Raw genomic sequence first — 22985 nt, 5'->3', positions numbered from 1 at the left:
CATGAGCAAGTGCCCGCGTTGCTTCACCCAGCTGAGTCCCAACAACCATCTGTGGACCCTGCCCGCTCAGGCCGGCGGCACCCGGTACCGCGACGATGTCGCCTCGACCTACGTGGGCGCACCCGCCGACTGCGGCCCGCTGTACACCTGGACCCGGGCCCCGGGATACAACGGTCCGCCGCCTCCGGTGTCCGAGGCGAACCGGGCATTGCAGGGGCCCGCGGTGGAGATCTGTCCGGTCTGCCACTTCACCCTCCCCGAGGGTTTCCGGGAGGGCCACGCCATCTGCATCGCGCTGGCCGGCGCGCGCGCGACGGGCAAGAGCCTTTACATCGCCGTTCTCATCAAGCAGCTGGAATTGCTCTGCGAGCGGTTCGGTGTGGTGTTGGAACCGGTAACCCGAGCTACTGCGCAGAACTACGCCACCAACTACGAAGGACCGCTGTATGTGCAGCGGGGCCTGCTGCCTCCCACTCCGACGGTGCACACCCAGGCTCCGAATCAGCGTGAACCCCTGGTGTTTTCGATCGGGATCTGGCACGGCGTGCGCAGGTTCCTGGTACTGCGCGACGTGGCGGGCGAGGACCTGGAGAACGGTGACCTGCGCGCGCCGCCCTTCCAGTTCTTCGGCCACGCCGATGCGGTGTTCTTCATGTTCGACCCGCTGCGGGTCAAGGCCATCCGCGATCAACTGCAGGACCTGCTGCCGCCTCAGCCGTTCAGTGGTGGGGAACCGCGTTCGGTCCTGGGGAATCTGCTGGTGGCGGTCAACCCGGGTCAGCCCAAGCTGGCGGTGATCCTGTCCAAGTTCGACGTGCTGCGGGCCCTGCGTGACGTGCAGGGTTCGGAATGGTCGCTGGTCATGTCCAACGGGGGAGCGGCTTTCCTGCGGGACACCTCCGACGGCAAGCAGTATGACGACGTCGACGGCCAACTGCTCGATCAGGAGGTGCGCAGCCTGCTGGTCCGTCTGCACGGTGGCTCGATCGTGTCGGCCGTGGAGAACCCGTCCGCCGGAGCGCGGCTGGCCACCCGGTACTTCGCGGTATCCGCGCTCGGGCATCCGCCGACCGGAAATCGGCTGCACGCCAGGGGGATTGCCCCATTCCGCTGTGTGGATCCGGTGCGGTGGGTGACCTCACAATTCGGCGTGCTGTAGGCGGCCGGTCGGGTTACCGACCGCGTTCGCGGAGTCCGGTGAGGCCGTGGCTATGGTGGGCTGACCGATCAGAGAGGTGACAGGTGGGCAAGAACGAGCGCACGAAGATCGTCATGAGTGACGATGAGATCGCCGAATTCATCGAGCACAGCCGAACCGCGACGATGGCTACCGTGCTGCCCAGCGGCCGACCGCACCTGGTCGCCATGTGGTACGCGGTGCTCGACGGTGAGATCTGGTTCGAGACGAAAGCCAAGTCGCAGAAGGCGGTCAACCTGCGCCGCGACCCCACGATCACGACGATGATCGAGGACGGCGACACCTACAACACGCTGCGTGGGGTGTCGATCGACGGCACCGCGGAGATCGTCGACGACCCGGAAACCATTCTGCGCGTGGGTATCAGCGTGTGGGAGCGCTACACCGGTCCCTACACCGAGGAGATGCGCCCGTTCGTCGACCAGATGATGAACAACCGCATCGCGGTGCGGGTCGTGCCCAGCCGGCTGCGCAGCTGGGACCACCGCAAGCTCGGGCTGCCCGAGATGCCGGTGGGCGGCAGCACTGCGCAGTATTTGAACGCGAGTATCTGAACACCTAGCTCGAGGGGCGCGGGCGCGGCTTGAGCCGCCCGTTCGGCAAGGGCGGCGCGGGTAACCGGGCGATGTTTCCGACATAGCCCTGCACGTCGCCGAAGCGTGCGTCGTTGGCCTGCCACAGTTCTCGGTAGGTCGCGATGTCGTCGTGGCTGCGGCCGACGAAGTTCCACCACATCACCAGTTCCTCGGTGAACGGCGGTCCGCCGAGCAGAATCGCCCGGGCCGGGCCGATACCGCGGTTGGCCAGGTGAAGCTGTGTGCGCCCCGCGGCCTGGTAGCCCAGATCGGCGACGGCCAGCGTGGTGCCGCACGCTTCGATCGCGCCCTGGTCCAGTAGCACGCCATGTTCGAAGGCCGGATCGACGTCGAGCGTCAGCTCGGCGCCCGGGTCGAGGTCGATCTGGGCGCCCAGCAGCGGCGTGAAGGTGTGCACCGGTGACTGCGACTGCTCGAGCTCGCCGAGGAACACCCGGATGGTGGCGCCGTCGATGGTCCGCGGCAGGGGCGTGTGGTGCGCGAAGTCACGGCCGGTGTCGCGGGCGGCATCGGGCAGCGCCACCCACAGCTGGACGCCGTGCAGGATCGTCGTCTCCGGTGTCGAGACCTCCGAATGGCAGATCCCCGCACCGGCCGTCATCAGGTTGAGTTCACCCGGGCGGACCATGGCGTGGACCCCGGCGCTGTCGCGGTGCTCGATCAGGCCTTCGAAAAGCCAACTCACGGTTTGCAAACCGGTATGGGGATGGGGCGGCACGTCCATGCCTCTGCCCGCGGCCCGCACGTCGTGCGGCCCGTAGTGGTCGGCGAAACACCAGGCGCCGATCATCGACCGGTCCCGTTGCGGCAGGGTGCGCCGGACCAGCAGTGCGCGCGGCCCGCCCAGCGGCACCTCCCGCGGATGCAGCACCCCGGTGAACTCCGAGTTGGTGCAGGTGACTTCGGCGGGCGCCGTGTCGGTGTTGCTCATGAACCTCACGGTAACCGCGTCCGGGGGCCTCGGTGCGCGGTTAGCATGACCGGCATGACCGGGGGATTGACTGCCGAAGATGTTCGCAGCACCGAATTTTCGAAGCCGCCGTTGGGCAAGCGGGGTTACGACAAGAAGTCGGTCGACGACTTTCTGGCGTTGGTGGCCCGCAGGCTCGACGGGCGCGGGCACTTGGGTCCCGATGACGTCCGCAACATCGTGTTCCCGAAGCCGCCGATGTTTCAGCGCGGCTACAACGAGGACGAGGTGGACAGTCTGCTCGACGCGGTGGTCGTCACGCTCGAGCGGTAACGGGAGAAGAAGTTCGGGGACGGTGCCGTCACTGCGCCTCGCGGCGAGTGGTCACTCGAAGCGACGATTTTGGTGTGGGGCCCGGGGCAATGCCCGGCACCGTCTGCGGGTGTAACGACACACCCCGGGCCCCTATTCCTCCCCCAGTGGAAACTCGCCCCTGCCCTGCCGTCCCCTCGAATCGGCAGCGAAAGGGCCAGACAACAGATCTGGTGAAGCGGTGTTGCGAGAGCGGGATCAGGCGGCTTCGGGAAAGACCAGGCCGAGCTTGCGCACCGGGTAGCCGTTGCGCTCGGCCAGCGATCGCAGCTGCTTGAGCGCGAAGTTACGGCCACGGCCGGCCTCGGGAACCATGATGCCGGCCCAAAGTCCTTCGGCGCGGGGCAGTTCGCAGGCCTCGCGAGCGCACAGCCAGCGCCGGGGGCATTCCCGGCAGATGACCTTGGCCTGGTCGTCGGGGGTAGAGGTCCACCGCTCCGGGTTGCTGGTGCAGACGCCGAGCGGGATGCCGTTGGCCATGAGTGCGTTCATGCTGCTGCTCCTGTTAGGGCTCTTTGTTGCGGTGTCTACCGCGTTGAGGGGAACGCTATAGCAAGAACCGTAGCGATGCAACAGTTTGGTCGAAACCGCAGCGGTGCAACGCTACGGAAATTTGCAAAGGTAACGATGCGGAATCACCAGCGGAAAGTCGACATGGATCTAAACATGCACGTCAGGACGCCGATAGGTACTTGGCTGTACCCGTAGCAGGGCTGCGGTTTGTCCGGTCAAGAAGCCGTAGCGTCGGGGTTGTTTGCTACATATGCGAAAAACCCAAGGTGTAGCGGTGCTTCGGTCTGGGGTTAGGATTGAGGGGTCCCGGCAACCGCTTCAGCACTGCGCTGAGCTGAGCACATCCGCGAGGAAACAGCCCCGTATGACCGACGCTGAGTACGACCTCGCCACTGGTGAGTTCGATGTCGGACTCATCCGCGCGGGTGCCGCGGCTGCGGCCAGACGCCGCGAGCTCGACATCAGCCAGCGCAGCCTCGCCGCCGACGGAATCATCAACGCCGGAGCGCTCATCGCGTTCGAGAAGGGCCGCAGCTGGCCCCGTGAACGCACCCGGCTCAAGCTCGAAGAGGTGTTGCGCTGGCCACCGGGCACGATCGCCCGGCTCCGGCAAGGCGGGCCGGTACCGGATCCGGCAATGCCCGCGCCGCCGCACATCGAGCCGCCGACAGTGGTCACCGCGCGGCCGGCAGCTGTCCCGTTGACGACCACACCTCCGGCCAGTGACGAGGTACCGCTGATCGCCCAGGCGGTCCTCACCGCGGTGAGCACCCTCGAGTCGACGATCGCCACGTTGCCCGGTGTCGGGGAACAGGAGTTCACGCCGCGGGTCACATCGGTACTGGCCGACCTGCGTCAGCTCGAGGCGGTGGCCGCCCGCGCCGCGCGGCTGAGCATGGTGACGCCGGCGCTGATCAAGGCCCTCAGTGCGGTACGGCGCCAGATCGATGAGCTGACCACCCTCGCCGCCACCGCCCCTGGCGCCACGCTCGGGCAGCGCCTGTATGCCGCCCGTCGGCAATCGAATCTCACGATCAGTGAGACCGCAACGGCCGCCGGTGTTTCCGAAGACATCGTGGCGCGCGCCGAGGCGGAATACCCCGTCGACGCATCCGCCGTCCACGCTCTGGAGGCGCTGATCGGCGCGATGCGCTGATCAGGCCCGGCTAGCGGTCCCGCCGCTCGTCATGGGTGGGGAAGTGCTCGGCGAGCGCTGCGGCGATCTCCAGGAACTTGCGGCGGGTCGGCATCGACATCTCCCGCGGATCGACGACGCCACCGGGACGCAGATGCCCGTCGTACGGCACCTCGATGACCCGCTGCCCCTGACCCGAGAACTGTCCGGCCAGGATCGTGCGCGTGCGTTTGTCGGCGTGGCCGTCGGAGTCGTTGAGCACCACGACGGTGCGCTGCAGCAGTTCCGTCATCTCGTGGGCGGCCAGCCAGTCCAGTGTCTGTCCGGCGGTCGCGGCGCCGTCGACCCACGGGGAGGACACCACGATCAAGCCGTCGAGGTCGCGCAGCACTTCCTGGGTCACCGGTGAGTCCATCGTCGAGCTGCAGTCCACCACCGAGATCGAGAAATGCTTGTCGAGTCGAGTGGTGGCCTCGCGGTAGATGGCCGCGTCGAGCACGCGGCGGCGGGCCGGGGTGCCCTCGCCCGCCAGGACGAACAGCCCCGCAGCGTTGTTGCCGACCCGGCTGCGCACGTCGGCGAACGAGTCCAGGTGTTTGTCGTTGGCCAGCTCCCAGTACGAGCTCTGGGCCTGGGGATCGACGCGGCTGCCGAGCTTGCCGAACGATGTGTCGGCATCGATGGCCACCACGCGATCGTCCTGGCGCAACTGGGCGAAGATCGACCCGACGCTGGCCGAGACGGTGGTCTTGCCGACCCCGCCCTTGCCCATCACCCCGACCTTGTAGTGCCCTCGCAGGAGTCCCTTGATCTTGGTCTCCAGCTCGGCGACCCGGAGATCTTCCGGCGACGGGCCGGGATTGATCATCCCGAACGTGGCCCGGTACACGAACAATCGCCAACCGCTGGCCGGTGGCTGACGCTTCGGCGGAACCAGGTCGTTGACGCGGATCCGGTCCGCGTAGGAACCGGTCGGCAGGGGCGGAACACCGGGTGCGGGCGCGCCCGGATCCGGTGCGAATCCGCCTTCGGCGGGCCAGGGTTGGCCGGGTGGTGGTCCGTACGGCGGCTGCGGTGGGCCCCCGGGGCCCGGGGGCCGCTGCGATGGAAGCTGCCAGCCGGGCGGGCCCTGTTCCCAGGCATCCGGCCGGGGTTCGGGATGGCCCATGTTCGGCGGGGCCTGGTGGGGCGGTGCCTGACGGGTGTCGTGCGGCGGCGCGGGCGGCGGCGGAGGAGGCGGCGCCTGCTGCTGCGGTGGGGTCGGGGGTGCAGGAGGCGCCTCCCGGAACGTGTTGCGGGCTCGCTCGGCGTCACGATCGACGGGTACGACCTGCGACGTGCCGGAATCGTCGGAGCCGGAGCCGGCGGGAGTCTTCGACGGCACGAAATCCACCGGGGGCCGTCCGGGTATCGACGGTGGCGGCTCTGGTGGCTTGCGGCGGGTCGGCCGGGTGTCGGGTTCGAAATGCGATTCCTCCGGCCCCGTCCAGCCGAGCTCTCTACGCAAGGTGTCGTCGGGGTCGGGCACGCCTGAATCTCCTCCGGAACTCACACACGGGAACTTTGACCGTGCTCAAGTATCGACCACAACCCGTGCGGCTTGCATGATCCGTCCGGAATCGGAGCGAACTGACGTGGTAGCAAATTTGGATGGCAAACCCCGAGTGGGTCGCAGCGGAGCTGGATGCCACCCCGGCGGCACCCCGATGTGCCCTCGCGTCGGCCGCTCCTGAGAGGCCGCCTGGTCGTGCGGCGCAACCGCTCGGATGGTCCTGCAAAAGGGACCGTTCAACTGCAAAAGATGGTGGTCGGAGTGGGTTCGACGGCCGTCGTCCAGAGGTGGTCGCAGGCCCGAAATTGGTGCGCTGACCGGGTCGAATGCGCTGGTAATCTCTGTTCCGGCGAAGGGGATACGGGGTATGGGACTGCTGGGGGACATTGCCGATTTCGGCAAAGGCGTGATCGGGAACAACCTGAAGTGGACCGAGCGTGCCGCAAGGGTCGGAGAGTTCATCGTCCGCAACACCGCCGGCTCCGAACTCGAGCAGGTATCCACGTTCGGCGGCCAGGTGGCCGACCTCAGCCACAAGGCCGCCAACTTCTTCGCGTCGCAGATCGGCGGACGGCTGATCCGAGCCGCCCGGTCGCCGGTCCTGGCCGCCGGCCAGCAGACCATCGAGTCGATGAAGCACAGCACCGGAGTCGGCGATCCGGAGAACGGACACCGTTTCGGTGAAGGGGCCGACAAGATGGAGGCGGTCGGGCAGGTGCTCGTGTCGGCCTTCCCCGGCGACAACTGGGACAGCAGCGGGGCCAGCGCCTATGCGGGCCGCAACACCGAACAGGTCGGCCGGGTCCAGACGATGCTCGGGTTGGACACCATGGTGGCCGAGGTGCTGTCCACCGAGGCCGGCCAGATCGCGGCCACTCGCGACAGCCTCGACGGTCACTCCGACTGGCTGGGCGCGATGAGCATGCTCACCACGAGCGCGGGAATCGTTCCGGGTTTCGGTCCGGCGGCCCAGATGACGGCCGAGTTCGCGATGGTGGCGAAGGCAGTCGGCGACTCCGACAACGATCTGAGAACTCTGTGCGGCCACATCGAGGAGAACGCCGCCGTCTTGCAGTCCGCGGCGGTCCAGTACGAGAACCTGGCAGGCAGCGCCACCTCCGCGGAATTCGAGCGGCCGGCCGACGACTCTGAGGTGCCGACCGTGCCGGCGGATCCCGATGCCTCGGATCCGGCCATCCTGACAGGCGGCGACGATGCTCCGTCAGACAGTTCAGACAGTGAGGTCCCGTCGGGCACCGGTGGTGCGGCTCCGTCGACCGGCGGTGAGGCCGGCATGCCGTCCGGTTCCTCGCTGTCGCCGTCGATGCCTACCGGCATGCCGGCTGCCGGGGCCTCACCATCCGATGCGGCGACAAGCGCGGCCGGCGCCCTCGGCGGGATCCTGGGCTCGCTGGTCAGCCCCCTGAGCGGAATACTCGCCGGGATCACCCAGGCGGCGCAGGCTGCCACCCAGGCCGGGACCCAGGCGGCGCACATGGCCAGTCAGGCGGCCGGGCAGGCCGGTGGCCCCGCCGCCGATGCCGCCCAGTTCGACCAGGCGTCGGGAAGTACCGATGCCGACGAGTTGGACGACCGCGACGAGGATCGGGACGGCCGCGACCGGGACGACGAGAAGGACGGGCACAGCAAGGACCGCGAGACCGACGGCAAGGACGGCGAGGACCAGGTCGGCGAGCCCGAAGAGGGTGAGGCCGGCGGCGTGCCTGCCACGGATTCAGCTGGTGTGCCGGCCGATCCGCCGGGCGCCGGCGCGGATGACGAGGCCGCCAGGACACTGCCTCCGGACCTCGAGGCCACGGCCGCAGGCGGCGCCGCGGCGGGCCCGGCTCCGGTGCATGTCGGGGCGGATTTCGAGCAGGGCCAGCTGCATGTGGCAGCGGCGGCTACATTAGATCGCGGTGTACCCGGATCTGCGGCCGTGATCGACAGGTAAGAATTCGGGGACAGGGATCGAGGGGAATTTCATGGCGGGTGATTTGCGGGTTGCCACCGCTCATTTGCACGAGCTATCGGCCAAACAGGATGAGGCTGCGACCGGCCTCACCGTGGCTACCGGCGTGGTCGAAGGTGTCGACACCGCGGTACGCACGACGCACGGGCCGATTTCATCGTCGACGGCGGCTGCCGTCGCGACCGCGGTCAACGCGCGTCGAGCTGCAGGAACCTGTATGGCCTGGGTGTCGCGAGACCTCGGGGCGAAGCTCTCCCGCGCAGCGGGCGGGTACGACGGGACGGATTCGACGACGTCCGATGCCCTCCGTGGAACAGTGCGGTAGAGGCGGAGCGGACTGATGACAAATTCTTTTGGCGCTGACGCGAACACCGCGGCTATCGACGATGTCGTGGGGGTCGAGCTGACCATCGACGGCATCCTGGTGGTTGCCGACAAGCTGGGGCTGGCTGATTTCCCGCCTTCGATGGGCATCCGCTTGAACATTCCGCAGCCCGACCTGCGCAACATCGTGTGGGAGCAGGTCGCCCGTGATCTCACGGCCCAGGGCGTGCTGGACGTCTTCGGCAATCCGCATCCCGAAGTGGCGGCGATGCTCGACACCTTGAGCCGCCCCGAGCGCACGCTTGAGGGGCGCTGGTGGCGTCGCGACTTGGGCGGCAAGATGATCCGGTTCGTGGTGTGCCGCAAGGGCGGTCGGCACGTGGTCGCGGCCCGCGACAACGACATGCTGGTGCTGCAGCGGGTGGCCGCGCAGGTCGGATTGGCCGGGATGGTGATGACAGTGCTCGGCGAAGGACTGCCGGCCAGCGTCGAACCGTTGACCGGTGTCGCGGCGACGCTCGCCAATTGCCGCACGGCCGACGAGCTGACCGGCTACGGGATCCCGCCGACCTCCGCCCGGGTCTACGCCAACATCATCTCCGAGCCCGAGAGCTGGGTGGAGCTGGTGGTCTCCGAGCGCAATCCGGGAGGCACCACCTCCCAGGTCGACGTGGCCGCAGGCGTACTCGATTCGAAGCAGGGTCGCATCGTGTCGATCCCGCGCCGGGTGAACGGGGAGCTCTACGGCAGCTTCCTGACCGGGACCAAGGACAATCTGCAGCGGGCGCTGGACGGTTTGATCGAATTCCTGCCCTCTGGTTCGTGGTTCGACAAGTCTGATCCGGACAGTTCCTACGCGTACTGAGAGAGGCCGCCACGGTGGGTGACTTTCCGCCACATTCCCCGGACGACGATGACGACTATGACGACCTCTCGGCGCTGGATTTCTCGTACTCGGACGACGGTTCGAACGCGGCGGCCCTCGACGCGCTCGGGACCTACGACGACGTCGTACCGTCCGAGGACCGCGAGGATGCGGTATCCGGCGACGGGTACTCGGACGTGTCCGACGTCGACGACGAGGCACTCGCGGTGCCGCTGTTCACCGTCACCAATCCGCCCGAAACCGTCACGGTGACGGCGTTCATGGATGGCCGGGTGCATCAGATCGAGTTGGCACCGAAAGCCACCAATTTGTCCGAACGGGATCTCGCCGAGGAGATCCTGGTGATCGCGGGTCTGGCTGCTCAACAGGCCAAGTCCGCCCAGTACTCGTTCATGCTCGCGGGAATGCGGGAGCATGGACACGACGACGCGGCGACCCGCGACTTTCTGACCCGTGACCTGGATCTACCTACCCCGGAGCAAGCCGATGATGCTCGGGCCCAGGTCTTTTCGACCCGCTATGGAGGCGACGATGGCTGACCACCTTGCTGGAATGTTCGGTAGCGCGGTCGGCATGCTGTCCGGCTCGCCGGCACGCTCGCTCGAGATATTCACCGAGATAACCAATTACGACGAGGCTGCCTGTGATGCCTGGGTGGGTCGGATCCGTTGCGGTGACAGCGACCGGGTGACGCTGTTCCGGGCCTGGTATTCGCGCTCGAACTTCGGCCAACTGGCCGGTACCGCCGAGATCTCGATGAACGGAGTCGGCGCGCGGGTGCCAATCGGCGGCATCTACGGGAAAGACATCTCCTACCCGATCAATTCTCCGCTGGCGATCACCATGGGCTTCGCCGTGCAGGAGGCGGCCGAGGGTAACTACGCCGATGCGATGGAGGCCTTGGAAGATGCCCCCGCCGGCGGGTCCGACCATCTGGTGGCCTGGGTCAAGGCGGTGATCTACGGTGCGGCGCAACGGTGGACCGATGTGATCGACCAGGTGCGCGGCGCCGACCAGTGGCCAGACAAGTTCCTTGCCGCGGCTGCTGGTGTGGCGCACGGTGTCGCGGCGGCCAACCTCGGACTGTTCACCGAGGCCGACCGCAGGCTCACCGAGGCCAATGACACACCTGCCGGTCAGGCCTGCGCACCGGCGATTGCCTGGTACCTGGCGATGGCGCGGCGTTACCAGGGCAACGAGGAATCGGCCCAAGTTCTCCTGGAATGGTTGCAGGCGAACTTCCCTGAGCCCAAAGTCACTGCGGCACTGCGTGATCCGGCCTACCGTCTGGAGACCACCACTGCGGAGAAGATCGCTGCCCGTACCGATCCGTGGGATCCGTCCAGCGTGGTGGCCGATACCTCCGGGCGGGACAAGCTGCTCGCCGAGGCGCAGGCGGAGCTGGACAAGCAGATCGGTCTGAGCCGGGTAAAGGAGCAGATCGAGGCCTACCGGGCGGCGACGCAGATGGCCCGGATCCGGGCCGCGCGCGGCATGAAGGTGGCCCAGACCTCCAAGCACATGATCTTCGCGGGTCCGCCCGGTACGGGTAAGACAACGATCGCGCGCGTGGTCGCCAACATCCTGGCCGGCCTCGGGGTGATCGCCGAGCCGAAGCTGATCGAAACTTCGCGTAAGGATTTCGTCGCGGAGTACGAAGGCCAGTCGGCGGTCAAGACGGCCAAGACGATCGATCGCGCCCTGGGGGGTGTGCTCTTCATCGACGAGGCCTACACCCTGGTCCAGGAGCGCGATGGCCGCGCCGACCCGTTCGGTACCGAGGCGCTGGACACCCTGTTGGCCCGGATGGAGAACGACCGCGACCGCCTGGTGGTCATCATCGCCGGTTACAGCAATGACATCGACCGCCTCCTGGAGGCGAACGACGGTTTACGGTCCCGGTTCGCCACCCGCATCGAGTTCGACTCGTACTCGCCCGACGACATCGTCGAGATCGCCAAAGTCATTGCCAAGTCGAATGATTCGTGGCTCGACGACGATGCCTGCAAGCGTGTCAACGAGGCGGCCTCGTTGTTGAGCCAGCGCAGGCTCAACAACAAGCCGGCACTGGACATCGCAGGCAACGGTCGCTATGCACGGCAGCTGGTGGAAGCCGGTGAGCAGAACCGCGACATGCGGCTGTCCCGGTCGCTGGACTTCGAGAGTCTGGGTGTGGAGCAGCTCAGTGAGATCAACGGAGACGACATGTCGGCGGCGATCGCGGCGGTGCACAGCCGCCTGAATGTCGGCGAATAACCGATGGCAGGTTTCCGGCTCACCACCAAGGTCCAGGTCAGCGGCTGGCGTTTTCTGCTGCGTCGCGTCGAGCACGCGATCGTGCGCCGCGACACCCGGATGTTCGACGATCCGCTGCAGTTCTACAGCCGGGCGGTGTTCGCCGGTGTCGTCGTCTCGGTGCTGATCTGCCTCGGCGCGGGTCTGATGGCGTACTTCAAGCCATTGGGCAAGCAGGGCAGTGACCAGTTGTTGGTGGACCGCACCACCAATCAGCTCTACGTGATGCTGCCCGGCAGCAATCTGCTGCGCCCGGTGTACAACCTGACCTCGGCGCGATTGGCGCTGGGTAACTCCGGCACCCCGTCTGCGGTGAAGTCCGAAGAGCTGAACCGGTTGCCCAAGGGGCAGCCGATCGGCATTCCCGGTGCGCCGTACGCCACCCCGATCGGTGCGCCCGCCTCGCGATGGACGTTGTGCGACACCGTCGCCAAGCCTGACAGCTCGGCACCCAAGGTGGAGTCCTCCATCCTGATCAGGTCGCTGGCAACGGACACCGCCGTCGGCCCGATGCGCCCGAACCAGGGCATGCTGGTGTCCTTCGAGGGGGGTAACTGGCTGGTCACCGAGGACGGCAGACACAGCATCGACCTGGGGGACCGGGCGATCAGCTCGGCCGTCGGCATTCCGGTGACCGCGAAGGCCACCCCGGTCTCCGAGGGGTTGTTCAACGCACTGGCCAACCGGGGCCCATGGCAGCTGCCGGCGATCGCGGCCGCGGGTGCACCGAATACCGTTGGGCTGCCGGAGAATCTGGTGATCGGCTCGGTGTTCCAGACGGCCACCGAATCCGAGCCGCAGCATTATGTGGTGTTGCCGGACGGGGTGGCCCGGGTCAACCCCACCACCGCTGCGGCGTTGCGCGCCACCAATTCCTACGGCCTGATGAAGCCGCCGTCGGTGGAGGCCAGCCAGGTCGCCAAGATCGCCGAGCAGGTCTACGGGTCGCCGTTGCCGGACAAGCCGCTCGAGGTGCTGCTGCGTCAGGACACCCCGGTGCTGTGCTGGGCCTGGCAGCGGGAGCCGGGCGACCAGGCGCCCAAGACCACCGTGATCGCCGGTCGTAGGCTGCCGATCCCGTCGTCGGCGGTCGGCACCGGGATCGACCAGATCGGCGGTGACGCAACGGTGTACATCGAAGGTGGTCAGTTCGTGCGGCTTCAGTCGCCGGATCCGCGGGTGGGCGAGAGTCTGTACTACATCGACCCACAAGGAGTGCGGTACGGCATCGCCAATGACGATGCGGCGAAGAATCTGGGCTTGTCCGGTGCGGTGAACGCACCGTGGCAGGTCGTCGGGTTGCTGGTGGAGGGCCCGGTGTTGTCGAAGGACGCGGCGCTGCTTGAGCACGACACGCTGCCTGCCGACCCCCATCCGCGCAAAGTGGAAAGCAAGCAAGGCTCATGACAACCAAGAAGTTCACCCCGACCATCAAGCGGGGGCCGCGGCTGACACCGGGCGAGATCAACGTCGCCGCACCGGATGACCTCGGTATCGAGATCCCGCCGTCGGGTATGCAGAAGGCAATGCCCTGGGTCATGGGCGGCTGCATGATCGGCATGATCGCGATCATGATCTTCACCGGTGTGCGTCAGCTGTCGCCGTACATGCTGATGATGCCGTTGATGATGATCATGGGCACGGTCGGCATGATGGGCAGCGGTGGCGGCGGCGGCAAGAAGGTTCCCGAGATCAACGCCGACCGCAAGGAATACCTGCGGTACCTGGCCGGCCTGCGCACCCGCGTGACGTCGTCGGCGTCGGCTCAGGTCTCGTTCTTCGGTTACCACGCACCGCATCCCGACGATCTTTTGTCGATCATCGGCACCCACCGGCAGTGGTCGCGTCAGGCCAACTCCGACTTCTACGCCGCCACCCGGATCGGCATCGGCGCCGAGATCGCGGTGGACCGGCTGCTCAAGCCGAACACCAGCGGCGAACTCGCCGGTCCGCAGGGCGCGCCGCAGCCGCACCTGGAGCCGGTCAGCCACATGTGGGTGACCAAGTTCCTGCGCACCCACGGCCTGATCCACGATTGCCCGAAACTTGTTCAGCTGCGGACATTTCCGACGATCGCGGTGGGTGGTGACCTCGACGGCGCGTCGGCGATGCTCACCGCGATGATCTGTCATCTGGCGGTGTTCCATCCCCCGGACCTGTTGCAGATCCGGGTGCTCACCGACAACCCGGAGGACCCGAAGTGGTCGTGGCTCAAGTGGCTGCCGCACGTGCAGCACCAGACCGACACCGATGCGGCCGGGCCCACCCGGCTGGTCTACACCCGCCCCGACGGCCTGAGTGACCTGACCGCGCGCGGCCCGCACAGCGCCGATGCCGCACCCGGCGGCCCGTACGTCATCGTGGTGGACCTGACCGGCGGTAAGGCCGGCTTCCCGGTCGACGGCCGGGCCGGGGTCACCGTGCTCACGCTCGGCAATCACCGGGGTTCGGCGTACCGGTTGCGGGTCGACGCAGACGGGACGGCCGACGACAAGTTGCCGAACCAGAACTACCGCGAGGTCACGCGGGTCGTCGACCGGTTGACCCCGGCGCAGGCGGGCCGCATCGCCCGCAAGCTGGCCGGCTGGTCGATCACCGGAACGATCATCGACAAGAACGTCCGGGTGCAGAAGAAGGTCTCCAAGGAATGGCACCACCTGGTGGGCGCCAAGTCGGTCGAAGAGGTGACCCCGGCACGCTGGCGGATGTTCACCGACACCGACCGCGACCGGCTCAAGATCCCGTTCGGACACGAACTCAAGTCCGGCGAGGTGATGAAGCTGGACATCAAGGAGGGCGCCGAGTTCGGTGCCGGTCCGCACGGCATGCTCATCGGAACCACCGGCTCGGGTAAGTCGGAGTTCCTGCGCACCATGATCCTGTCGCTGGTGGCCACCCATCACCCCGACCAGATCAACCTGCTGCTGACCGACTTCAAGGGCGGGTCGACCTTCCTGGGTATGGAGAAGCTGCCGCACACCGCGGCCGTCGTCACCAACATGGAAGAGGAAGCCGAGCTGGTCGGCCGTATGGGCGAGGTGCTCACCGGTGAACTCGACCGGCGCCAGCAGATCCTGCGGCAGGCCGGTATGCAGGTGGGTGCCGCGGGTGCGTTGTCCGGTGTGGCCGAGTACGAGAAGCACCGTGAGCGCGGTGCCGACCTGCCGCCGTTGCCGACGCTGTTCGTGGTGGTCGACGAGTTCGCCGAGCTGCTGCAGAACCACCCCGACTTCATCCAGCTGTTCGACCGCATCTGCCGCGTGGGCCGGTCGCTGCGCGTGCACCTGTTGTTGGCCACCCAGTCGCTGAACACCGGCGGCGTGCGGATCGACAAGCTCGAGCCGAACCTGACCTACCGAATTGCGTTGCGTACCACCAGCTCATCGGAGTCCAAGGCGGTGATCGGTACGCCCGAGGCGCAGTACATCACCAACAAGGAGAGCGGTGTGGGCTTCCTGCGGGTGGGTATGGAGGACCCGGTGAAGTTCAGCACCCTCTACACCGGCGCCAACTACGTGCCCGAGGTGGAGGACTCGGTCGACGGCGAGGCCCGGCCGCGGGAGAAGCGGCAGGCGCGGGTGCGGATTCATCAGTTCACGACGACCCCGATTTTTGATACGGCGGTGAATTAGCGATGAGCACAGACGCTGAACCCCGGGTGCTGCGCGAGGTCGTCCTCGGACAGTTGGGCACCGGTGAGAGCCGCGCCTACAAGATGTGGCTGCCGCCGCTGACCGACCCGACCCCGCTCAACGAGCTGATCGAACGCGACTACCAGCGTCAGCCGTTGCGTTTTCCGCTGGGGATCATGGACGAGCCGCGACGGCACCGGCAGGACATCTGGGGCGTCGACGTCTCGGCCGCGGGTGGCAACATCGCGATCGGCGGCGCGCCGCAGACCGGTAAGTCGAACTTTCTGCAGACCCTGATCCTGTCGGCCGCGGCGACCCACACGCCGCGGCAGGTGCAGTTCTACTGCATCGACCTCGGCGGCGGTGGCCTGATGTACATGGAAGACCTGCCGCACGTGGGCGGCGTGGCCACCCGCGCCGAACCGGACCGGGTCAACCGAGTGGTGGCCGAGGTCAAGGCGGTGCTGAGAGCCCGCGAGCAGGTGTTCAAGCAATACCGGGTGGGCTCGGTCTCGGCCTACCGCGAGATGCGGGAGGATCCGAATAATCCGGCTGCACAGGATCCGTTCGGAGACGTCTTCCTCGTGGTCGACGGTTGGCCTGCGTTCGTAGCCGATTTCCCCGATTTGGAACCGGCGGTGCAGGACCTGGCCGGCCAGGGGCTGGCGTACGGCGTGCACGTCATCATCTCCACCCCGCGCTGGACCGAGCTCAAGTCACGTGTGCGCGACTACCTGGGCACCAAGGTCGAGTTCCGCCTCGGCGATGTCAACGAGACCCAGATCGACCGGATCACCCGCGACATCCCCGCCAATCGGCCGGGTCGTGCCGTCTCCCTCGAGAAACATCACCTGATGATCGGGGTTCCCCGGTTGGATGGTGTGCACAGCTCGGCCAACATCGTCGATGCGATCACGGCGAGTGTGCGGGAAGTGGCCTCGCGCTACACCGACCAGGCACCGCAGGTGCGGGTTCTCCCGGACAAGATCTACCTGCACCAGCTCGACCCGAACCCGCCGGGACCCGATTCGGATTACCGGACGCGCTGGCAGGTGCCGTTGGGGCTGCGCGAATCCGATCTCGCGGTCGCCTACAACCACATGAACATGACGCCACACCTGCTGATCTTCGGCGCCCCGAAGTCGGGGAAGACCACCATCGCGCATGCGGTGGCCAAGGCCATCTGCAGTCGCAACAGTCCCGACCAGGTGCGGTTCATGCTCGCCGACTACCGGTCTGGCCTGCTGGACGCGGTGCCCGAGTCGCATCTGCTGGCGGCGGGTGCGATCAACCGCAACAGTGCATCGTTGGAGGAGGCCATCAAGGCGCTCGCGACCAACCTGAAGAAGCGGTTGCCGCCGCCCGACCTGACCACGGCGCAGCTGCGGGCGCGGTCGTGGTGGAGTGGGCCGGACATCGTGCTGCTGGTCGACGACTGGCACATGATCACCGCGGCCGCAGGCATGATGTCGCCGATGGCGCCGTTGGGTCCACTGCTGCCCGCGGCAGCAGACATCGGTCTGCACGTGATCGTGACGTGCCAGATGAGCCTGGCGCACCGGGCCACGATGGATAAGTTCGTGGGTGCCGCCTACGGTGCCGGTTCGCCGACGTTGTTCCTGTCCGGGGAGAAGAACGACTTCCCGTCGCGGGAGATCATCGTCAAGAAGAGGCCGCCTGGCCAGGCATTTATGGTCGCGCCGGAGGGTAAGGAAGTCATCCAGGCGTCCTATGTCGATCCGCCCGCGGAATAAGTGTTCTCAGCACTCCAAAACTGCAGTTAGTATTTATCCAACGCACTCAGCAACGCTGGCGGCGGCCCGCCAGCAAAGGGATCGGGGGACAGATTCCTTGGCGACTTGGCAAACTCCATGCCACGTCGGTCTTGAGTGCTTGTCCCTGGTTATTTGCAATCGAAACAGGGGAGTAAGCAAATGGAACCGTTGATGCACAACCCGGGTGCCGAAGGTGTTGCGGCGCAGGTGATCGCAAACGCAGCCCGCGGTTTGGCCGGCGGCACCACCGCTACCGCCGCCGTCACCGCGCTGGTTCCGGCCGGCGCTGACGAGGTCTCAGTGATCGCTGCGATGGCGTTCGCCAGCGAGGGAGTCGAGGCTCTTGCCGCGAATTCGTTCGCCCAGGAGGAACTCACCCGGGCGGGTGCGGCGTTCCAGGAGATCGCGGGCATCTACAACGCGGTCGACGCAGCTCAGGCCACCACGCTCTAAGCCGCCAGTCGGCAAATCGTCAGAGATAGGGTCGTCCAGCAATGGTCATGGCACCACCGGTTCCACCGACCTGGTTTGCATTGCCGCCAGAGGTCAACACCGCGCGCTTGATGTTGGGTGCGGGCCCGGCGCCGATGCTCCAGGCGACAGCGGGCTGGGAGGGTCTGGCCATCCTGCTGGAGACCCAAGCCGACGAGCTGGCCGGGGCGCTGAGCACGCTGACCTCGGTGTGGAGCGGCGCGGCAAGTGAACGCGCGGTCGCAGCGACCATGCCGATGATCATGTGGCTGCGGACCATGGTGCTGCAGGCGCAGAAGCGGGCCTTGCAGGCAAGCGCCCAGGCGAGCTCGTACACCCTGGCTCTGACGACCACCCCGCCGATTCCGGAGATCGAGCAGAACCACATCACGAACGCAGTCCTGAACGCCACCAACTTCCTCGGCATCAACACGATGCCGATCGGGTTGAACGAGATGGACTACTTCGTCCGGATGTGGAACCAGGCTGCCGGCGCGATGGAGGCCTATCACGCCGAAACCACCGCCAACCTGCTGTTCGAGCCGATCGTGCCGATGAAGCCGATCGTGATGCCCGGAATCGGTGAGACGACCGCGGCAGCGGCGCTCGCGTCGACGGCTCCGCGGACGGCCCAGGGCATGATGCGCAACGCCACGATCGAAGGGATCAGCGCGCTCTCCACGCTCTCGTCGATCAAATTGGCTACCGGTAATGCCGCTGCGCAGGCCAACCATGCCGAGCAGCGGGCAGCCGGTGCGGCGGGCAAGGGTGAGAACGCCGGGCAGCAGGAAAAGGACCCGACGGAGAAGAACCCTATGCAGCAGGGCATGCAGATGGTCATGCAGATGGGGCAGCAGGCCGGCCAGATCGCGGGACAGATCCCGCAGATGCTTCAGAGCCCGATGCAGGCGATGACGCAACCGTTGCAGCAGGTGACGCAGATGGTCAGCCAGTTCTCCAGCATGGGGGGCAGTGACAAGGCCATGCAGATGGGGCTGATGGGGGCCTCGCCGTTCTCGAACCATCCGCTGGCCGGGGGTACGGGCCCGAGTTCGGGTTCGGGCCTGGTGCGTGCGGCGTCGCTGCCGGGCGCACTTGGATCTCCGCCGCGGACGGCGCTGTTGTCCAGCATGCTGGGCATCAGCGGGGAAGCCAAGCCCGCCGGGTTTGCCTCGGCCGCGGGCGCCGCAGGTCCGGTGGCCCCGGTCGGTAGCGGCGCCGGCGGAGGAGGCGGGGCACCGGTGCACGCTGCCAAGAACAACGAAGAGAAGAGCGGCGGCACCAAGGACGGATTGATCGCGCCGACCTCGCTCACATACGACCAAACCGACGACGCAGACGACGACTGGTAAGTCGTCCACCACACAGACTTTCCGGCCACCCGGCCGGGGGACTCGCCAAATTTTCTCTGGTGAGGACAAAGGAAAAATAAGGGGAATCCAACATGGCACAGATGAATACAGATGCCGCCGTCCTCGCCAAGGAGGCTGCTAATTTCGAGCGCATCTCAGGTGAGCTCAAGAGCGTGATCGCTCAGGTCGAGTCGACCGGTGGCACCTTGGCTGCCCAGATGCAGGGTCAGGCCGGTACCGCCGCGCAGGCCGCGCTGGCCCGGTTCCACGAGGCTGCTGACAAGCAGATCCAGGAGTTGAACGAGATCTCGACCAACATCCACACCTCGGGTACCCAGTACTCCAGCACCGACGACGATCAGGCCGGAAACCTGGCCTCGTCGATGCAGATCTGACCTAACGACCACTAGAAACGGAGACAAGACATGACAGAACAGGTTTGGAATTTCGCCGGTATCGAAGGCGGAGCCAGTGAGATCCAGGGCGCCGTCGGCACCACCGCCGGCCTGCTGGACGAGGGCAAGGGTTCGCTGGCCTCGCTCGCCTCGGCGTGGGGCGGCTCGGGTTCGGAGGCCTACCAGGCCGTCCAGACCCGTTGGGACAACACCTCCAACGAGCTGAACCAGGCGCTGCAGAACCTTGCGCAGACCATCAGCGAGGCGGGACAGACCATGGCCCAGACCGAGGCCGGCGTCTCGGGGATGTTTGCCTAGTACTACGCGGCAACAAGCATGCTTTGGTGGGCGGGTGTTCGGACTATCTGATGATGGGCCGAACCCGCCCACCACTTGTGCTTGGGTGTAAAGATCTAACCATCTGTTTTTGACTATCTGAGGGGTCCCCATGTCGGCCGACTATGACCGGCTCTTTCATTCGTCTGAACCGGGTAAACCGGTCGACGACGCCACGGCCATCGTGGACAGAGATGCCATCCTGAAGGCCGCCGCGGCAGCGGCGCCACCGCCGGTGCCGGTTGGGGAGACCAGTTCCACGGATGTGCCCGTGGCCCCCACGGCCTCCACTCAGACTCAGGCCGCCCCGCAGCCGCGGCACGCGGAGACTGCGCAGCAGATGCCTGCGCCGATGCCACAGCCGCCGGCGAGCGCGCCCCAGTGGCCGCAGAACTCCATGCTGCGGGCACCACAGCAGCAACAGCAGTTCGGACAAGGTGCCCGGCACGAGCAGGCCCGCACCATGCCCGGTCCGGCTCCGCGCGTCGCGCCCGGCCCGGCACCGTCGCAGTTCGCCGATCTCGATCCCGAGGTCAGTGGCCAGTGGCGAGCGGGGCAGGCCATCCCGACGCCGGCCGCGCCCGGGCCCACCTCGGCCGCCACGATGGGCAACCACCGCGCGATCGACGCGTTGTCGCACGTCGGGGTGAAGACCGGCGTGAAGATGCCGTCCCAGCGCGGTTGGCGCCACTGGCTGTATCTGACGACGCGGATCAACCTCGGCCTGTCGCCCGACGAGATCTACGAACTCGAACTGCACAGCCGGATTCGGCGTAACGCCCGCGACTCCTACCAGATCGGTGTGTTCGGTCTGAAGGGTGGCGTCGGCAAGACCGCGGTCACGGTCGCGCTGGGATCGGCCATGGCCAAGGTCCGCGGCGACCGCATCCTGGCGATCGACGCCGACCCCGACGGCGGCAACCTGGCCGACCGGGCCGGCCGTCAGTCCGCGGCGACCATCTCCGATCTACTCGCAGACCAGGAACTGTCGCGTTACAACGACATTCGCGCCTACACGAGCATGAACGGCGCGAACCTCGAGGTGCTGTCGTCCGAGGACTACAGCGGCGCACAGCGTGAGTTCAACGACGACGACTGGAAGGGCGCCACCGCCGTGGTGTCGCGTTACTACAACCTCGTCCTCGCCGACTGCGGCGCCGGTCTGTTCCAGAAGGCGTCCCGCGGAGTGCTGTCGACCGTGTCGGGCATGGTCATCGTGGCCAGTGCCTCGATCGACGGGGCCCGGCAGGCTGCCATCACGATGGACTGGTTGCGCCAGAACGGATACCAGGATCTGCTCGGCAGGTCCTGTGTCGTCATCAACCACGTCACGCCGGGCAAGCCGAACGTGGACGTCGAGGACCTGGTGCAGCAGTTCGAACGCCACGTACCTCCGGGCCGGGTCATCGTGCTGCCGTGGGACAAGCACATCGCCGCGGGCACCGAGATCCAGCTCGAGCTGCTAAGCGACACGTACCAGCGGCGCATCACCGAGCTGGCCGCTGCCCTGTCCGACGATTTCGACAGGCTTGAACGGCGTTGACCGCGACCGCAGCTGCCGCTGACACATCGAGCTCGACGCCGGGCCGGCCGTCCACCACCCGGGTCACCATCCTCACCGGTAAGCGGATGACGGATCTGGTGTTGCCGGCCACGGCGGCGATCGAGACCTACATCGACGAAACCGTGAGTGTCCTGGGCGAATTGCTCGAGGACACTCCGAAGGACACCCTCGCCGGTTTCGATTTCTCCGAGCAGGGCATGTGGGCATTCGCCCGCCCGGGTGCGCCGCCACTGAAGGCCGACGAATCGCTCGACGATGCCGGGGTGGTCGACGGTTCGTTGCTGACCTTGGTTTCGGTCAGCCGTACCGAGCGGTACCGCCCGCTCGTCGAGGACGTGATCGACGCGATCGCGGTGCTCGACGAATCACCGATCTTCGACCGTACGGCACTGAATCGCTTTGTCGGCATTGCCATTCCAGTAGTTGCCACGGTCATCACCGTCATGTCGCTGGTGTCCTGGAGCGGGGCAGGCCAGGGCTGGTGGTGGGCGTTGGCGCTGGGGCTGTTCGGCTTGGGCCTGCTCGGCGGAAGCTTCGCTGCGCAGAGCCGGTACCAGAACCTGGATCTGGCCGAGAGCCTGCTGCTCGCCGCGACGATTGTGCTGGGCGGCGCCGCGGCGCTGGCCGTGCCCTTGCCCTATGACGCCGATTCCCTCGGTGCGCCACAGCTCGCCGGGGCCGGCGCGGTGGTGCTGTTGTTGACTTTGGCGACCCGTGGCGGGCCGCGCGGTCGGGCTGACGTGGCCTCCTTCGCGGCAGTGCTGGCGATCGCCATCACCGGCGCGGCGATCACCGTCGGTTACGACGGCGGTGCCTGGGTCCCGGCCGGAGCCATCGCCTTCGGGTTGATCGTGGTGACCAACGCCGCCAAACTCACTGTCGCCGTTGCCCGTATCGCCCTGCCGCCCATCCCGGCGCCTGGTGAGTCGGTGTCCAACGACGAGTTGCTCGACCCGGTCATCACTCCCGACGAGGTCGACGAGGCCTCTCCCACATGGAAGGCGATCATCGCCTCGGTGCCGGAATCGGCGGCTCGGCTGCAGGAGCGCAGCTTGCTCACCCGGCAGCTGTTGATCGGGTTTCTCTCGGCCGGTGCGCTGGTGCTTTCGGTGGGCGCGATTGCCGTTGTGGTGCAAGGGCACTTCTTTGTACACAGCATGATCGTGGCCGCCCTGGTCGCTGTGATCTGCGGCTTCCGGTCGCGGCTGTATGCCGAGCGGTGGTGCTCTTGGGCGCTGCTCGCGGCCGCGGTCGCCGTCCCCACCGGCGTGATGGTCCGGTTGTGCCTGTGGAATCCCGGCAGCGCGTGGTTGGTGCTGGTGATCTACACGGCGCTCGGGTTGGTCGCGGTGATCGCCATCGGTGCCACCGACGGCGTGCGCCGCGTGTCACCGGTGACCAAGCGGATCTTGGAACTCTGCGACGGCGCTGCCATCGCCGCGGTGATTCCGTTGCTGCTGTGGATCGCCGGCGTGTACGACCTGCTGCGAAACCTGCGGTTGCACTAGCGGAGTCGGTTGGGGATCAGATGGGCAACGAGTTCCAGGTCTGACCGGACGCGTTGAACAACGCCGCCAACCGATTTCATGAGGCGGGAGCCCAGTTGTCCGGGCTCAGGGTGGATGCTCCGCTGCGCACCGCGGCGGGCGGTGTGACAGGCCTGCGAACTGCAGATGTCTGCCGCGCCGCGGGTATCAACTTGGTCGG

21 protein-coding genes are annotated in these 22985 nt (G+C 66.8%); 18 read left to right on the top strand and 3 right to left on the bottom strand.

Features of this window, described 5'->3' with window-relative positions:
- Position 1: 1 nt before the first annotated feature.
- A complete protein-coding gene (locus AC4ELS_RS19340; protein ID WP_064878644.1) occupies positions 2-1159 on the top strand; it encodes a hypothetical protein in 1158 nt (385 codons plus the stop codon).
- A gap of 83 nt (positions 1160-1242) precedes the next feature.
- The gene (locus AC4ELS_RS19335; RefSeq protein WP_064878642.1) at positions 1243-1752 is read left to right on the top strand and encodes a pyridoxamine 5'-phosphate oxidase family protein; all 510 of its coding nucleotides are present in this window, start codon (positions 1243-1245) and stop codon (positions 1750-1752) included.
- A 4-nt stretch (positions 1753-1756) separates the two neighbouring features.
- Here AC4ELS_RS19335 and AC4ELS_RS19330 read toward each other — a convergent pair whose 3' ends face one another.
- Positions 1757-2725: a pirin family protein gene (locus AC4ELS_RS19330; RefSeq protein WP_448444417.1), complete on the bottom strand. Its 969-nt coding sequence runs from the start codon at positions 2723-2725 to the stop codon at positions 1757-1759.
- 45 nt (positions 2726-2770) lie between these two features.
- Here AC4ELS_RS19330 and AC4ELS_RS19325 point away from each other — a divergent pair, with 45 nt between their 5' ends.
- Positions 2771-3037 carry a DivIVA domain-containing protein gene (locus AC4ELS_RS19325; protein WP_448444415.1) on the top strand — a complete coding sequence of 89 codons (267 nt, stop codon included), beginning with the start codon at positions 2771-2773 and terminating at the stop codon, positions 3035-3037.
- Positions 3038-3274: 237 nt separating this feature from the next.
- Here AC4ELS_RS19325 and AC4ELS_RS19320 read toward each other — a convergent pair whose 3' ends face one another.
- Complete coding sequence (locus AC4ELS_RS19320) at positions 3275-3568, bottom strand: WhiB family transcriptional regulator (RefSeq protein WP_448444413.1); 294 nt, start codon at positions 3566-3568, stop codon at positions 3275-3277.
- 385 nt (positions 3569-3953) lie between these two features.
- Here AC4ELS_RS19320 and AC4ELS_RS19315 point away from each other — a divergent pair, with 385 nt between their 5' ends.
- Positions 3954-4745, top strand: coding sequence for a transcriptional regulator (locus AC4ELS_RS19315; RefSeq protein WP_448444411.1), 792 nt, complete (start codon positions 3954-3956; stop codon positions 4743-4745).
- Between the two features lie 10 nt (positions 4746-4755).
- Here AC4ELS_RS19315 and AC4ELS_RS19310 read toward each other — a convergent pair whose 3' ends face one another.
- A complete protein-coding gene (locus AC4ELS_RS19310) occupies positions 4756-6252 on the bottom strand; it encodes a MinD/ParA family ATP-binding protein (RefSeq protein WP_448444409.1) in 1497 nt (498 codons plus the stop codon).
- Between the two features lie 391 nt (positions 6253-6643).
- Between AC4ELS_RS19310 and AC4ELS_RS19305 the strand changes: the two genes are divergently transcribed.
- The 14 genes from AC4ELS_RS19305 (at position 6644) to eccD (ending at position 22786) form a co-directional block, all read left to right on the top strand.
- Positions 6644-8230, top strand: a complete 1587-nt coding sequence (locus AC4ELS_RS19305; protein WP_499048651.1) for an EspA/EspE family type VII secretion system effector — start codon at positions 6644-6646, stop codon at positions 8228-8230.
- Between the two features lie 31 nt (positions 8231-8261).
- On the top strand, positions 8262-8573 hold the full coding sequence (locus AC4ELS_RS19300; RefSeq protein ID WP_448444405.1) for a type VII secretion target: 312 nt from the start codon (positions 8262-8264) through the stop codon (positions 8571-8573).
- A gap of 15 nt (positions 8574-8588) precedes the next feature.
- A complete protein-coding gene (locus tag AC4ELS_RS19295) occupies positions 8589-9437 on the top strand; it encodes an ESX secretion-associated protein EspG (RefSeq protein WP_135358662.1) in 849 nt (282 codons plus the stop codon).
- A gap of 14 nt (positions 9438-9451) precedes the next feature.
- Complete coding sequence (locus tag AC4ELS_RS19290; protein WP_448444402.1) at positions 9452-9997, top strand: YbaB/EbfC family DNA-binding protein; 546 nt, start codon at positions 9452-9454, stop codon at positions 9995-9997.
- Positions 9990-11714: a type VII secretion AAA-ATPase EccA gene (gene eccA / locus AC4ELS_RS19285; RefSeq protein WP_448444400.1), complete on the top strand. Its 1725-nt coding sequence runs from the start codon at positions 9990-9992 to the stop codon at positions 11712-11714. The genes AC4ELS_RS19290 and eccA overlap by 8 nt, the downstream gene beginning before the upstream one ends.
- Positions 11715-11717: 3 nt before the next feature.
- Positions 11718-13160 (top strand): type VII secretion protein EccB, encoded by a 1443-nt coding sequence (gene eccB, locus AC4ELS_RS19280; protein WP_064933477.1) that lies wholly within the window; start codon positions 11718-11720, stop codon positions 13158-13160.
- Positions 13157-15385, top strand: coding sequence for a type VII secretion protein EccCa (gene eccCa, locus AC4ELS_RS19275; RefSeq protein ID WP_499048644.1), 2229 nt, complete (start codon positions 13157-13159; stop codon positions 15383-15385). Before eccB ends, eccCa begins: the two co-directional genes overlap by 4 nt.
- A 2-nt stretch (positions 15386-15387) precedes the next feature.
- Complete coding sequence (gene eccCb, locus AC4ELS_RS19270; protein WP_499048642.1) at positions 15388-17139, top strand: type VII secretion protein EccCb; 1752 nt, start codon at positions 15388-15390, stop codon at positions 17137-17139.
- A 180-nt stretch (positions 17140-17319) separates the two neighbouring features.
- The gene (locus AC4ELS_RS19265; RefSeq protein WP_448444394.1) at positions 17320-17613 is read left to right on the top strand and encodes a PE family protein; all 294 of its coding nucleotides are present in this window, start codon (positions 17320-17322) and stop codon (positions 17611-17613) included.
- Positions 17614-17654: 41 nt separating this feature from the next.
- The gene (locus tag AC4ELS_RS19260; protein ID WP_499048638.1) at positions 17655-18983 is read left to right on the top strand and encodes a PPE family protein; all 1329 of its coding nucleotides are present in this window, start codon (positions 17655-17657) and stop codon (positions 18981-18983) included.
- A 92-nt stretch (positions 18984-19075) separates the two neighbouring features.
- Complete coding sequence (locus AC4ELS_RS19255; RefSeq protein WP_064933487.1) at positions 19076-19378, top strand: WXG100 family type VII secretion target; 303 nt, start codon at positions 19076-19078, stop codon at positions 19376-19378.
- A 30-nt stretch (positions 19379-19408) separates the two neighbouring features.
- On the top strand, positions 19409-19696 hold the full coding sequence (locus AC4ELS_RS19250) for a WXG100 family type VII secretion target (protein WP_135358654.1): 288 nt from the start codon (positions 19409-19411) through the stop codon (positions 19694-19696).
- Between the two features lie 130 nt (positions 19697-19826).
- Positions 19827-21257, top strand: a complete 1431-nt coding sequence (locus AC4ELS_RS19245) for a MinD/ParA family ATP-binding protein (protein WP_499048635.1) — start codon at positions 19827-19829, stop codon at positions 21255-21257.
- Positions 21254-22786, top strand: coding sequence for a type VII secretion integral membrane protein EccD (gene eccD / locus AC4ELS_RS19240; protein WP_499048632.1), 1533 nt, complete (start codon positions 21254-21256; stop codon positions 22784-22786). Before AC4ELS_RS19245 ends, eccD begins: the two co-directional genes overlap by 4 nt.
- Positions 22787-22985 lie beyond the last annotated feature (199 nt).

The organism is Mycobacterium shunyiense (assembly GCF_058270035.1).
The sequence above is the reverse complement of the archived record's forward strand: the minus strand, read 5'-3'. Positions and strand labels throughout refer to the sequence as shown.